Origin of the sequence: Kitasatospora aureofaciens (assembly GCF_019192735.1) — a bacterium.
Taxonomy (GTDB): domain Bacteria; phylum Actinomycetota; class Actinomycetes; order Streptomycetales; family Streptomycetaceae; genus Kitasatospora; species Kitasatospora aureofaciens_A.
Window position 1 is genome coordinate 1 of the sequence record NZ_JAHTKP010000105.1, and the last position, 14,479, is coordinate 14,479.

General features: G+C 67.3%; 7 protein-coding genes. 2 read left to right on the plus strand and 5 right to left on the minus strand.

The window, feature by feature from the left end; all coding sequences use genetic code 11:
• Positions 1 to 280 precede the first annotated feature (280 nt).
• Genes KV557_RS40115 through KV557_RS40130 form a run of 4 tightly spaced genes read right to left on the minus strand, consistent with a single transcriptional unit; the run spans position 281 to position 10,035 of the window.
• A complete protein-coding gene (locus KV557_RS40115) occupies positions 281 to 3,421 on the minus strand; it encodes a pPIWI_RE module domain-containing protein (RefSeq protein ID WP_218206989.1) in 3,141 nt (1,046 codons plus the stop codon).
• A gap of 17 nt (positions 3,422 to 3,438) precedes the next feature.
• Entirely contained in the window at positions 3,439 to 7,137 is a 3,699-nt protein-coding gene (locus KV557_RS40120; protein ID WP_218206990.1) for a pPIWI_RE_Z domain-containing protein, read from the minus strand.
• A complete protein-coding gene (locus KV557_RS40125; protein WP_218206991.1) occupies positions 7,130 to 8,311 on the minus strand; it encodes a pPIWI_RE_Y domain-containing protein in 1,182 nt (393 codons plus the stop codon). The genes KV557_RS40120 and KV557_RS40125 overlap by 8 nt, the downstream gene beginning before the upstream one ends.
• Positions 8,311 to 10,035, minus strand: a complete 1,725-nt coding sequence (locus KV557_RS40130) for a PD-(D/E)XK nuclease family protein (protein ID WP_218206992.1) — start codon at positions 10,033 to 10,035, stop codon at positions 8,311 to 8,313. Before KV557_RS40130 ends, KV557_RS40125 begins: the two co-directional genes overlap by 1 nt.
• A 212-nt stretch (positions 10,036 to 10,247) precedes the next feature.
• Here KV557_RS40130 and KV557_RS40135 point away from each other — a divergent pair, with 212 nt between their 5' ends.
• The gene (locus KV557_RS40135) at positions 10,248 to 11,726 is read left to right on the plus strand and encodes a serine/threonine-protein kinase (protein ID WP_218206994.1); all 1,479 of its coding nucleotides are present in this window, start codon (positions 10,248 to 10,250) and stop codon (positions 11,724 to 11,726) included.
• 3 nt (positions 11,727 to 11,729) lie between these two features.
• Here KV557_RS40135 and KV557_RS40140 read toward each other — a convergent pair whose 3' ends face one another.
• Entirely contained in the window at positions 11,730 to 13,583 is a 1,854-nt protein-coding gene (locus KV557_RS40140; RefSeq protein ID WP_308130302.1) for an N-6 DNA methylase, read from the minus strand.
• Between KV557_RS40140 and KV557_RS44710 the strand changes: the two genes are divergently transcribed.
• Complete coding sequence (locus KV557_RS44710) at positions 13,563 to 13,691, plus strand: hypothetical protein (protein WP_308130303.1); 129 nt, start codon at positions 13,563 to 13,565, stop codon at positions 13,689 to 13,691. The two genes, KV557_RS40140 and KV557_RS44710, sit on opposite strands and share 21 nt — an antisense overlap.
• The last annotated feature ends 788 nt before the right edge of the window (positions 13,692 to 14,479 follow it).

Genomic DNA, 14,479 nt, shown 5'->3' on the forward strand with positions numbered 1-14,479 from the left:
TCGGCATGCCCACCGACGAGGCGTCCGTCAACATCACCCGCAGCCGCCTCGGACGCCTCACTCGCCAAGGCTTCCTCACCCAACCCGGACGAGGCCGCTACCAGAAACGGACTTAACGTCCACTGAGGTCACGGGCGCCCGACCGGCGCGCGCATACGGCACCGCACAGAAGCCGACGATTCCGCAGAAGGCCAGCCGAAGCGTCAGTCAGAGCACGGGTCAAACTCCCGAGCGGTGCCGCCTACATCCTCACAGTCAGAGCACTAGCCATGACGGTTGGTCACGAGAAAAGCATAAGCTGCTCATCCTGGGGTGCCTGCGCGAGGCCAGGGTCCTCCGAGTGCTCCGGATCGAGCTCGCCCTCCGTTTCGGCCCCTTCCTCCAATTCCGTTTCCTCAGTCGCGGTAATTACACCCAGCGCCGCGACCAGGGCCCTGTCATGAGCTGCCTCTCTTGGCTTCGGTAGTGCAATGCCGGCATCGGGGACGTCCGGGATCTCCTCCTCCGATTCGGATTCGCTTTCGGCGACGGTGGGGAGCACGTAGTGCTGGGCGAGACTCGCCAGGTGCATTGGCAGCGGCAACGACAACGCGTCCAGATAGTCGGGGGCCTGGCGCAGCTGGTGCACCGCGAGGGCGAGGGCCTCTGGCGAGTCGCCGTCGTCGGGGTGGCATCCGAGGACGGCGATCTCCACGAGGCCGGGGTTCCAAGCAGGGATGTGGGTGTCGATCGTGGGTTCTCCCTTGTGGGGGCCCTGTCGCAGCGGACGCGGTGCGATCTTGTCGGCTTCGACTGCAGAGTCGCGGAATGTGCTGGCCTTGGGCGTAGTGCTGTAAAAGACCCGGCCTGACGCCTGCCCAGCGTCCTCGCCCTCGACCCACATGCCCTGGGGTAGTCCGTTGATCCCTCCCGGATCGGCGTTGCCCCACCACTGCGGGGTCTCCCGGCCAGCGGTACCGCGCACCCGGATCAGCCTGAGGTCGGCATCTAGGCCGGACGGGAGGGCGTGGCCGGGCTGGATCAGGTCCTGTTCGGTGCGGCCGTCCTGGAGCCAGGGCCAGTGCATTCGGCTGTTCTGGGAGTGGGTCAGCAGGACAGTCGGCTGTCCGCGCAGGGAGCGGATCATCTTCTGCAGGTAGCGGCCGGTCGCCTTCCGCTGTTCGTCCATGCTCTGCCGCCAGTAGCTGTAGCTGGACCGCTGCCGGGGCACGTTACCCGGGGCAGGGGGCGCTGCCTCGGTCTGGGTGGGCTCCAGCGCCTCGGTCACCTCCGGGATCTCAGCTGTCTTGACCAGGCCGAGCAGGAACCTGGGGTAGGGGATCCACTGTCCGGCCTTCTCATCCCAGCCCGTGACTGCCGCCAGGCCGCTGCCGGCCTCGATCGGGGTAACCATGACGGCGACGGGGGTGTGCCGGGGCACTCGGGTGGGGCCGTCCTTGCGACGCTTGACCATGTAGGTCGCGACGTAGCGCAGGCCCTCAGGGAGCGTGCCGCCGAGGGTGTGCTCGGGCAGCACGCGGACGCCGTACTGACGCAGGGCGTCCTGCCAGGCCGAATGGACCCGGTGGGACAGGTTCTTCTCGGAGTTGTAGCCCTTGGCTTTCTTTGGCACCAAGGCAAACTGGGTGAGCACGCCAGCGTCCGCGCAGCCCAAACGAATTGCGTACTTGGGGTCGTCCAGGCGGTGGGCGTAATCTTGGCGGCGGTCGATCTCAACGAGGGCAATCTCGGGGTGTTGCGGGTCGGCTCCATCGGCGGCGAGGAAGTCGGCGGCGGCCCTGCGTCGGCGGTGGATCCCACTTTCCAAGGCCTTGCCCTTGGGGCGAGCCTTGGGGTCGATGCCCAGAGTGTCGGCGATGCCGCCGGTAGTGCGCAGGCAGCGCAGCCGCACAGTGAGTTCGGAGGTCTGCCACTCGAGGACGACGGGGCTGCCCGGCTTGGCCAGGTCGTACGTCTCCTCAGCGGTGGCGGGCGCAGGTACCCCGCCATTGCCGTCGAGTCCCAGCACCTGAGCGAGTGCTCTGATCGCCGCGTCGCGCAGTGATGGTGTCTGCCACAGCAGTCGGGCCTCGACCACGGCGGGTTCGGTGGCGTAGGTCGCAAGGGCGGGGTCTTGGCCTGCGTTGATCCTGGCGGCCACCGCGAGGGCGGTCCTGCGGGCGAGTGCCTCGCGGACCTCCTCGGTCTTCTTCGCGACGGTGTCCTTCGGCTTGGGGCGGGCGTTGGAGGGAGCACTGGATCCGGCGCTGGTCCGGACGAGAGAGGGTACGCGGCGCAGTCCGTCGGGGAGTGCCTGCTCAGCCCATTCAGTGATCTGCGAGCGCTGGTGAGACATCAGCCCGGTGCCGATGCCGTGGGCGCCCATGTGGGTGCTGTGGACAACGGCCGCGCGAGTGCCAGGGCCGTCGGCGATCCACTGCTGCGGTGCAGTGAGCAGGCTTTCGGGGTCCGGGAAGGGACGGCTCAGAGTCAGTCGGCCGAGGATCTGTGCTGGGCCGTTGTGCTTCCAGACGTAGGTTCCCGTCCCGCGGTCGCGGGTGAGCCGGGCCACGGCGTAGCGGTCGCTCGTTGGTGCTCCGGGCAGCCAGGGGATGCCGGGAAGGAGGTAGACGGAGGTGTCACGGCTGTACGGCAGTCGCAGGTGCTGGGAGTTGGAGTCCGGGCGGGTCGCCCAGCGACGGACGCCAGTGTGGAGGTGCAGGCGCGGCATGGGGTCGAAGGGTACGGTGTGCAGGGAAATGTTGATCACGATGGAGAACCACCAGTCGCGACCCTTGACCGGGTGTTCCATCGGCTGTGAGAGCAGTTCCGCGCCCTGCTGCCGGGGTCCGCGTGGAACGGCGCGGAAGTACAGGCTGCCGGCGCTGTGCTGGTAGGGGCCGAGTGCGAGGATGCGCCGGGCAAGGGCGTCGGTGGCTAGCTGGTACTGGCGGTCCCTTGGGGCGGCGGTGCCACCGTCGCTGGTGGGGCAGCCGAGGAGGTCGACGGAGGTGTCCTGCCACTGCGGCGGGGTGGAGCGCAGTGCGGCGAGTGTGGCCAGGACATCGCCGTGATGTTCCGGCTTGGGACGCAGGTCGTGCAACCAGGCTCCGGTGAGCCGGTCCAGGGTATCTCCGGGCAGGGGATGAGGGGCATCGGTCGGGGCGTAGAGCCAGAAGTCCTCAGCCTGCTGCTTGCGGTCGCGCGGGCGGCCGCGGACGACTAGATCGGGGGCGAGGCTCTGCAATACGCCGTCGAGGCGGAACGTGGGCGCGGTGCGGAAGGGTTCCACTTCGGGATCGCGGCCGTGGTTGCACAGTGCCAGGACGCTCTCGTGCCACTGCTCGGGAAAAGCGAGGGCACGGTATTCGGCGGTCCAAGGGGCGGCGTCGGGTGCGAGGAGGTAGGCGGCGCGGCTGATGTCGTGGTATTTGGCGGCCATGGTGTTCTGACTCTCCTTCAGCTGCCAGTGCGGAGACCGCACAGGGCGTCGTAGAGGGGGTGGTAGAGCGTGCGGACCAGGGCGGGGTCAGCGGGGCTGGGAAATGATTCCAGGGCGACACCCTGGTCGAAGTAGGGTGCGAGGACTTCGCGTAGCTTGGTGAGCAATCCGTCATCGGTACGGCGGCGCCGGCCGCTGCCGCGGGTGGAGGCAGTGCCCGGAGCCCCCGCCTCGGCCAGGGCGGGGGCGAAGGCCGCGTCTACGAAAACCACCCGGGCGGGTACCCCGCCTCGGACGAGTCGGCCGATGACCTGCCACATGGTGACCAGTTGGTCCCAGGCGAAGGAGGTCTTCTCGGCCGGGCTGAGCTGGGAGTAGATGTAGCGCCTCGACAGCAGCCTGCGCCATTCTCTGCGGGCCTCGAGCCGGAAGGCGAGTCCGGCTGCGTCCAGGCTCCCGGCGTCAGCAACGAGTTTGCTGAATGTGCCGGCCTCCAGGCCAGGCTGATCGCGGACGAAGCGGGTGACCCAGTCGTTGACGGCGAAGACAGCTAGGGACAGGTCGTCGGGACGGGGGTGCGGGCGAGCGAGGAACAGGACCGTCCCGAAGGCGGCCTTGCGGCTGCTGTTCAGGATGTTGTGGCCGCGCTCGATGGCCATCAGGGGGGCGACCAGCACTTCGGCGTCCTCGTCCTCGGCGAATGCAGCAAGGTCTCCGCGACGTACGGCGGTGGCGTGGGCGAGACCGTCACGTGCAGCGGAATCACCGGGACCGGCGTGGTCGAGCTCGGCGTTGTCGGAGGCCAGGACCCGGACCTTTCCGCTCCAGCGGGGCATGGCCTCTAGCAGGTCGGCGGCTGCGGTCGCATCGCGGTAGCTGCCGACCAGGAGCAGCGCCCGGTGGCGCTCTCCGTCTTCGATAAGCCGCAACTCCCGTTCCAGTAGGGAGGGGTTGCCGGGGCTTGACTTGCCCAGTTGAGTGACCATCTGGCGCAGGACCAGAGCGCGGGCGTCGAGTTTTGACCCGGAAAGGGTCAGTGGGGATCCCTCGTTGTCGTAGAGGAACAGGGTGCTGAAACTAGTGCGGCGGATGGACTCGATCGCTTCCTGGTCCGGCTTGAGGACTGCTCGGACCGGGACCATGATGTGGGCGCGGGTGGACGTCCCGGCCCAACTGGTCCCGGACATCAACAGGACGTGTGGGCCGGGGCGACCGGCGGTGGGGTCCGCTCCCAAGGACGGCAGATTGAGCAGGAGTTCGCGGCCGACCCCAGCGCAGCGGAAGAAGCGAAGGGTGCCAGTGCGCTGTTCGTCTCCGTCGGGTCCCCGCTCGGGGTCCTCGGGCAGGTACTGGAAGCCGAGCACGTTGCCCATGGGCGCCTCGGGGACGAACGGCGCATAGTCGAGGGGCGGGCGGCGCGAAAGTTCGTTGTCGGCGGTGTCCAGGTGCAGGGCGGCCTCGACTTGTGGCCACAGAAAGGTGACGCGTTCCAGACGCTGGTGCAGTGCGGCCAGCAGCAGGGTGAACTCGAGTCGCACGGCGGTGCGGTCCAGCCATGGCTCGCTGCCCCAGGTGTCCACGGGGTCGCGGTCGGGCTGCCCGGGGCGGGGGTCGTCCTGGCGTAGGGAGCCGTCGAGTAGGGGTGATCCGTCGAGCAGGGTGTTCAGGGTGACACGGACGCGTTCCCTGGTGGCCTTCTCGTCGAGGGTGTGCAGGAGATCGTTGGCCGTGCGGACGAGTGCGTCGGTGTCCGCGCCGTGCGGACCACGGTCGCCGAGTGGGTCGTCACGGAAGGCATCAAGGGTGTCCGTGACCGCACGTCGGCGGTGCGCCCATGCCTCGGTGTTGGGGCCGGACGGCAAGGGTGCCGGGTCGTCCGGGTCCGCTTCCTCGTCCAGGTCGTAGACGTCCGCGTCGGAACGGATCCCGTCCGGTGAGGTGTTGTCGGTGCGGGGCCGGGGGTACCAGTCGGAGACGAGTTTTTCCTGGAGTGTCCAGGCGCTGAAGTACTCGATGTCGGCCCAGCTGCGCAGGTCCGCGTCGGTGATCAGCATCCGGTACAGGCGGTTGGCTGCGATGCCGACCAGGTCCAGGGACGCGGACCAGCGCTCGACGTCGCGTGCTGACAGGGGGAGGCGGCCCTGCCTGGCCAGCTCGTCGATCTTGTGGATGCCGAGTCGGTCCAGCCAGGACTCGGGGCCGCGCACGATTAGGGTCGCCGAGGGGGCGAAAGCGGTGTCGAGTTGCATCTGCACCCGGTCGGCCTCATCGACGATAATGATGTCGCTGCGCAGGCAGGCGAGTTCGAGTCGGCGCAGCCGTTCATCGTTGAGGTGATGCGGTACAGAGCTCTGTACCAGGCTGGCCGGGTTGGCCACCCAGATCAGTGCGTCCACCATGGCGCGATCGGTCGCGTGCCGGGGGCACACGCTCCACATCGGGCAGCCGCGGTTGCTCCGCAGCTCGTCACCATCCCCGGGACCCGTCGCCGCAGCTTTCCGGTCCGGATCCGCTTCCGGAGCCGAAAAGTGCCGGTACTCGGGTAGGGGGATGTCGCCGACGACCGTGCGTCGGGGCTGCTTAACGGGCCGCAGCTCGGTGCAGGGTGCGTCGACATAGCGCAGCGGTTCGGCGGCCTCCAGCCCTCGCAGAGCGTCCAGCGCGCATACCGTGCTGAGGTCGTCGAAGGCAGGGTCGTCATGGCTGAGCAGGGAATCCTGTCCACGGGCGGCAAGCCGGCGGTGCAGGCGGGACGCGTGCTGCTCGCGGGTGGTGGTGCCGAGCACAGGGGCGGCGCTCAGGCCCAGATCCCGGAACAGGCTGGTGAGGGTGAGCTGTTCGGCGACGTCGCCGACGACCAGGGTGGTGCGAAGCCCCTTGCGGGCACCCCAGGCGGCGATCAGCGTCATCAGGGTGCTCTTTCCGGCGCCGACCATGCCGACCAGGTGCAGCAGCCGGTCCAGGCGCAGGACCTGTGACTCTTCAAAGCAGAGGCCGTTGGCTGAAAGGACGTCAAGGCTCAAGTCCGCGAGACGCTTGGTCCAGGCTCCGGGTCGAAGGCCGAGCTCGAGCGCTGTCGCGTCCATCCAGCGCGCGGTTTCGGCGAGCTCGGTGAGGGGGACGTCCAGTGGACGTCCTGCTGTGCTCGGTACCTCGGTCAGATCATGGCCAGTAGCCGGCGGTAGGCAGAGCTGTTCGGGAATGGTCACCGCGGCCGGACGGCGGCGCTCGGTGAAGCGGGCGGGGCCCGCCGGGGCCAGGTTCAGAAAGCGTCTGTCGAAGCCGGGTAGTTGGGACAGTGCCCGGTCGTAGCGGGTGAACCGGTCGGCGGCGACCGTCGGTTCCACTCGACGTGCCGGGGCACCACCGTTCTCCGGCAGGCGGTAGCCGCACAGCCGTGGCGGCAACTGCAGGTAGGCGTCCAGGCACTGGAGCCACATTCGGCGGCGTCGCAGCTTCCATAGCAGGTGCCGGGCGGCGTCAAGTTGCACCTGCTGCGCCGGGGTCGTGGCGATGCCGGAGGCGGTGGCAAACGGATACCCGCCTAGGAGGGTGTAGACACCCTCGGCGTCACGGGTCGGGTCCAATCCCTCCAGCAGCCGCAGCCCTAGCTCGACCTGGCATAGCAGGGAGGGCTTGATGTCGGCGTGCTCCGCAGGCCAGACCCGTTCCAGGTCCTTCGCCAAGGGCTGGTACCACTCGCTACTGTTACGCACGGCGGGCTCCGTTCCTGGAGAGGGCGCTGTCGAGGCGGATGCCGGTCGCGCCGTTCAGGCGGGCTTCGGCGAGTTCGACGAGGCGGTTGTCGGTAAGCAGAGGTAGCCCTTCCGCAGCTGCGAGGCGGCTGCGCCGGTAGGTGCCCAGGTAGTCGTGGTGGGCGTCGGCCTGTTCCTGGGGCACCACCCAGCACGACTCGTCGTAGGGGGGCTCCGGACGGACGGGCTTCGCCGAGCGACCGAGCAGCCCGGGGTGCTTCCAGTCCTTGACGTCGACTGCCCAGACATGTCCGTCGGGGAAGGTGATGCGCAGATCGTAGGCATCGAAGCCGGGCCAGAGCTCGACTGCGAGCCCGAGCCTGTTAAGGCGTGCCTCGAGCTCGACCTCGGCCCGGCCAGGGCCGGTGACGAACTGCCTTAGCGGGCGCCGCAATTGGAGTAGCCCTCCCGAGTCCGCGTCGGTCAGTACCCGCCCGTGCGGGGGTGTGCCCCGGCGACGGCACCGGTCCCGCTCGCACCACCAGCCGCCGTCCGCAAGCGGGGTCAGCAGGGTGAGGCAGCGTCCGCAGGTGATGTAGACGCCCTGGTGTTGGTAGCTGACGGGTGCGGCAACGTAGCACTGGCCTACGAGCTCCAGGACCGGGGCGAGGAACAGGTCTGTGTCGATCTCGAACTTCTCGACGGTGGTGAGCACCGGGCGGTCCACCAGGAGGCGTCGGAAGGCCGTGTAGGACTCGGGCGACGACGCTTGACGGCACAGCCGCATCGCGGTGTAGACGACATCGCGGTCGAACTGCGCGGCCCCGGCGTCCTTGGCCCTGATCCACCACTCGTGGCACAGCTGAGTGGGCACCAGCGCGTCGGGATCCACCAGGTACTCGTCCGCTCCGAACGCATCCGGGGGCAGGTCCAGCGGCCAGTCCTCCAAGGGGCGACTGTGGCACCAGATGAGCAGGTCCGACAGACTACGTGGAATTTCCTCGACTCCGCGCAGCAGGCAGGCCAGTACCGTCCGGTCCAGTGCTCGCTGCGCCTCGGCGGGGTAGGGCAGTTTAAAGGAGGCGAGACTGCCGAGGTCGGCAAGCTGAATGACCGCTCCGGCGATGGTGTGCACGAGCTGGACGTCCGGGTAGTCAAGCCAGTCCGAGCGCTGGGCGGGACGCGTGGTGAGCATCAGGCTTCCTCGGTGGCGACGGTGGCGGCAAGGTGGTCGCTGCCGGGTCGGCACCAGTTGCGAGCTTCGCAGCTGCCGCAGGGCCGGCCAGGCGTGGCGGGGTAGAGCTGGTCGTCGGCCCAGGGCCGGGCAAGTGCGGCGATAACTTCTCGTGCTTCGGACACGACCTGGGAACGAGAGGGATCTAGCTCCAAGAACGTCAGGTCATCGGAGTGGAGCAGCTCGAACTCGACCCGTGAACGGGCGATGTCACCGCCGAGTACGCCGGCGGCCAGCAGCAGTACGCCCATGGCGAGTTGCGGGTAGCTGGCCATCAGCGGTTCGCCTTCGTAGAGGCGGCTGTTGGCAGTCTTCATCTCCCACCAGACCCAGCCGCCTCGGCGGGTGTAGAGCAGGTCGGGCGTGGCGATCAACACCAGATCCAGCTCCGGGTCGTAGCAGGTGACTTGGTGCTGGACGCGGACTAGTTCGCCGGGCGCGAGGCCGTTCAGGGGGCACACCTGAGCATGCTGTTCGAGCATGGATGCACCGTCCTCGGCCTCCTTGCCGACGAGGTGCAGGCCGGCCGAGATCCATGAGGACGGGTCCGCCGGTCCAGGCAACGTCCGGCAGCCGCCGTGCGGGTGGGTCCCGTGGCGCTCGTTCAACCAGCTGTCAACTGCGCGACCCCTGCGGATCTCCGGGCTTTCGGGCTGTGCCGTGCGCAGCTTGAGCTGCCTGGTGGCGTGGTACTTGGCGGGGCAGTCTCGGTAGCTGCGCAGGTCAGTGACCGAGACACTGCGGCGTGCCCGCTTGGGGCCAGCTGGCGTCATTTGCAGCAACCCCGGGCTGCGAACCAGCTCTCCGCACCCGGACAGTGCCTTGCAGTCGACGCAACTGGAGCCTGGCAGAACCCGCGTGTCGTCAACAGCCCGGGCCAGGGCCGGCCATGCGTCCGAGGCGAATCGCTGCTGCACCTTCGCCCGGTCCCAGTCGAGCAGCTCTGCACTGGTCCCCTCGCCGCAGCCGAACTCGATGACCCTTACACGCTCCGGCGCCGTGGTACGTCCAGGATGTAGTGCCCCGGCCGGCACCGGCGTGTGCCTTGCCTTCCACCCTCCCTTGGCAGGCATCCCCCGGGCAGCCACGAAGGCCGCTGCCGCCTTCTCGGCCTCGGGGCGGTCCTCCTTCGTCGCTCCGAAGGAAAGCAGCCACAGGTCCCGAGTTGAACCGTCTTGAGCCGCATAACGCCGTCCCCAGGCTGTCGCCTCGTAGGTGTCCGCTCCGCGAGAGTCGATCTGGCCCGGATCCTGGCCCACAACCCACTTGTCGGGCACGGGGTGAGTAGCCGGAAGTCCAGCCGCCTGCCGCATCTGCTGATCTGCCTTCCGGGCTGCAACGTAGCTCTGGACCGCCTCCACAGTCCACGCCAGCAGCACAGGATGCGCCCGACGCCGCCCATTAAGACCGAAGGTGCCTTCGGTGAGCCAAAGTTGCTCAATCGCCCACTCGGGCGCCATCCGGCCGTGTTCAATCAAGTCCATTGCGTCCATGAAGACCTTGAGGGTGAAGTCCTGTAATGCTTCCGCACGTTGGACCGCTTCGGGGTCTGCGCGCAGCATCGGACGTGCGTCGCTGCTGCGCTTGAGGGGGCAATCGCGAGGATCGAGCCGCGAGGCAGGGAGGTTAGTACGGATGAGGCTGATATCTCCGGTGGTGCCGGGTGGCACCGGCCAGCGGATCATGGTCTCCCCCAAGGCAGTACGCCAGGACACCCCGGGTGGCGTCCAGCGGGCAAGTCCAGCATGACACAGAATAGCTGTGAACTCAGTCCATAGACGGACTGATGTATGTTTCTTTCACGGAGTGCCAGTCGTCGCTTTCTGACTCGGTGGAACCAGACACACGCGTCATTCCGGTACGGTCCGTGGGCACGCGCGTCAGAGGTAGGGCAGGTATGGAGCCGGGAGACGTACTGGGCAACCGGTACAAACTGCTGAAGGTCAAGGGCCGGGGCGGCATGGCCGACGTTTGGGAAGCTGAGGATCTGCTCGAGCCGCGCCAGGTGGCCGTCAAATTCCTCCGCGCGGACCGCGGGCCCTCGGACTCCCTGGACGACACTGAATGGCAGGCCGAGCTCGAGCGGATGCGTGGCCGATTCCGACGCGAGGGTGCGCTCCTCGGGAAGCTGCACCACCAGGGCATCCCCGAGCTCTACGACCAGGGCAACCACCGCTCCGAGCCCTATATCGTGATGCGTCTGGTCAAGGGCAAGGACCTGCACCGCTTTCTCGACCAGTACACACCCACCATCGCCGTCGCGGCCGCCATCGGCTTCCAGATCGCCGACGCCCTCGCCTGCGCTCATGACCTACCCGTGGTACACCGCGACCTCAAGCCCTACAACCTGATCGTCGACGAGGACGGCATCATCATCCTCATCGACTTCGGCATCGCAAAACCGCTCTGGCCGGGCGTCACCGACTACACCCCCGATGGCAGCACGGTCGGCAGCAGAGGGTACGAAGCCCCAGAACAGATCCTGGAGCGCCAGATCACTCCGAAAACCGATCTCTACGCCCTCGGCTGCGTCCTTTACCGCCTGCTGACAGGCAGACCCCCGTTCTCCGGAGAGCGACTGCGTGACCAGCACGTGCATGACAAGCCGGTCCCGCCCACCCACCATGTCGAGCACATCCCGCCCGAGCTGGAAGCGCTCACCCTGAAACTGCTGGAGAAGGAACCGGACGACCGCCCAGAGAACGCTCACGCAGTCAAGGAGATTCTGCGCGCGTACGCGCCCCGGGCAGGCGATCCGGCACCCTCCCCTCGCTTGGAGCCGGATCCCACCGGCCTGCTGCGCACGCCTGACTCGTATCAGCTAGCCACCGCAACGGCAGCTCCCCAAGCCACCCCTGTGCGCCGCAGGCGACGAGACGTTGCCTTTCTCAGCAAACGCTCGTTCAAAGACCTCTGCGTCCAGGCCCGGACCGAGATCGACACCGGCGACCCAGGAGACGCCGTCGAACGCCTGGCGGACGTTCTTGCGACAGCGCGACGCGACTGGGGCCCCTCCGACCTGCACGTCCGCGAGGCCTACCGCCTGGCAGCGAACGGCATGCGCATCGCAGGACGATATACACAGGCGCTCTCGCTCTACGACGAGCTGGTACGACAGTCTCAAGGAAGCCTGGATCCAAGCGACGTGGCGGACTTCCTGGAAGGCACCCTCGGAGAAGCCGAGTGCCGCATCCCCTTCGGTGAGCTACTCCCGGCCTTACAGGCGCTGACAACAGTGGTGGCAGCCTTCCCCGGGCTCGCCCATGAACGCGCCATCGTCCTTGCCGAGCGCTGCCTCGAGGTCGGCCTCGAACTCACAGAGCTCGGCTTCGACGAACAGGTGGCCGAGCTGCTCCCTCATCTGAGCACGGACTGACCTTCACCCGGCGCCGGGGAAGGACGCCCTGTGGAGGCGACCCGCCACGAGCCCGTCACCGAGCCCTCGGATTACATCCGTGCCGACAGATCCCAGGGCAAGCAACGCGTCCTCAAATGCCAAGAGTTCGCGAAAGGCGGTGCCGTACGGGCGCTGCTCTGCCAGGGGTAGCTGAAGCACCTGCAGCTTACGGACATCGACGCGCGCCGAGCTGGAAGTATGGGAACTCGCCTGCCGCACGTTCGCTGGCGCGCGTAGACACCCGGCGAGAAACCAGGGGTCGACGACCTCCGGATCCGCGCGCAACGCGTACAACTGCGACCCCAGCACCAACGGACCGTCCACCTGGACCCACACTCGGAAGGCTCGCTCGACGCCGACCACGACCACGTCGCCGGGCTCAGCGATCGTCAATACGCCAGCCTGCAGCCCCGACTGCACGTCTGCCGCGCTCAACCAGCCTCCGGGACACCCGTCCAAGACCAGGTCGGAGACGGTCAAGACCGGCACCGCACCCTCGGGAGTGACGTCCCCCTTCAGTGGATCACCTGAGGGCACCTGCCCTGTTCTCAAGCTCAGGGCACGGGCACGATCCAGATCTCCCACGGTGACTGTCGTGACCGATTCGCCATCGGCAGACATATCGATACGCGAGAGCGCACGAGCGTACTCTCCGATGTTGTGCAGAAGGCCATCGAACCGGCTCCAGGACTCGTGCAACTTGAGTTGGGCCCCAGCGGCCGTCTCGGGAACATACCGGGCCGGGGTGAGATCCACTTGATCGTCCAATAGGTCCATCACCGGCAAGGCTAGGCAGCCCGCCGGCAGCTCTCCTGTTGCACTGTCACTCTCTTCCTCCCAGGAGAAGGCACGCACGGCGTCGAGGACCTGGCTCGACAAGCGCTCCCAATCAATCCCCTGCGCCCCTTTTGCGGCTCCCGCGGCGACTGCGGCAGCATCCAGCATGAACAACCGTTGCCTGGGGCCGACGCCTCCCTCCACCTCCGAAGCGCGCAGGATCCACAGGTGCAGGGAGACACTGTGCGGTTGCGCGGCACCGGCTGGCAGGGCAATCACGCCGCGAAGCGCACCTGCGCGGAGGAGTGCTCCTCGAATACGCCGCCCCGCCTTGCGGGACGCCACAGCGGGGGGGAGGAGCACGACTGCAACACCCCCCGGCTTGAGCCGGGCAAGAGCATGTTCGATCCAAGCCAGTTCGGGCTCGGTCCGCGGCGGCAAGCCGAACACCCAGCGCGGATCAGTGGCAAGCTCCTCATGGCCCCAGTCCCGTTCGTTGAACGGTGGATTACACAAGACGACGTCGGCTTGGGCGTCGCCATGCGGATCGCTCCGAAGTGAGTCTCCGTCTCGGACATCCACGGTCGGACGGTGGTGACCGATAGACGAGCCGATTCGCTCCGTTGCCGCGAAGCCCAACCGCACGGCTGCCAGTGCCATGAGGGTCGGATCGAGCTCGACGCCCAGGAGGATCGGAGGAGCACTGCTGGGACTTGTCACCATCCAGCGTCTACTCGCGGCCAGGAGTAGCCCGCCGGCGCCGCAAGCCGGATCCAGGATCGTGGTCGCCCCCAGGTGCTCTCCTCCGACCACAGCGGCGACGTCAGCCATCAACCGAGCCAACAGTGGAGGGGTGGCACTGATCTGACGCACATGAGCGTCAAGCCAACGCGCGAGGAGGAAGTCAAAGGTCTGACGACCTCCTTCTCGCCGAGCGGTCTCAACTGTCTGCTCCACGAGCCGGGATGTCGGACCTGACGGCGCAGCCTTCGGTGACCCTGCTCCGCCGGAGTACTCAGCCAGGACACGCTCCCCCGCATGAGCGATCGCGATGCCCATCACCGCACGGTCGCCCAGGGCTTCGAACTGCGGCCACAACCGTTCGCGTTGTCCAATCCGCTCAAGCTTCCCCTGTTCCCGAAGCCAGCACTCGACTTCTGCCAGTGAGAACTGCGGGCTCGTGTCCGTCCCACCAACCGGCGTTGGAAAATTGTCGTGCCGCCGACGCCAGTTACTCACCGCCGCCCGGCCGACACCCGCGAGACGCGCGATCTCCGCAAGGGTGACGGACACGTCAGCGGGCTCAGGCATCGGGTTCTCCGAACAGCTATGTAGGGGCAAGGTAGATCGCATGGTCGCTTGTGGCTGGCGTGCCGCCTGAGCCGTCTCCCGACAATTATACGCTGGAATCATCATTGACAGAGTTCACAGCGCCAATGGATTCACTGCTTTCGTTTCCGGCCATCGCCCCCGGTCGACGGCGCCGATCCGGAACTCGTAGCGATCGGCGAGCGCTGCTGCTCCTTGGCCGACTTCGCGGACGGCTGGGACTACTCAGAAGCGCGCGGCCGGAGTGGGGGGCGATAGTTGCCAGTCGCCGGTGCCCGCAGTGTTCAGAGCCCCTCAGACAGACCTCGCGAACGGCTCTCCAGTAGGTCATGAACGGCCAGAAACCCGCCTGTGTGGAGTGCACCGCATCGATCCTGGCTCAGGTGCTCCCCATCACTGACGGCACCGAAGGCGTTGTCAAGTCAGAGGAAGGTTACTGCTCGCCCTCTCTGGCAAAGTGAGACAAGTCAGGCATACTGGATGATTCATTGAGTCGAGGGACTCTGCTGGCAAAGTCAGTGCCCCGCCCCGTGGGAAGATGACGTCCAGTCATCTTGGATGTGGGGGTTGGGTGTTACGTCCTATCGGTGGCGTCGAAATTCCTGAGGCGACGGCTGTCTTGGTGC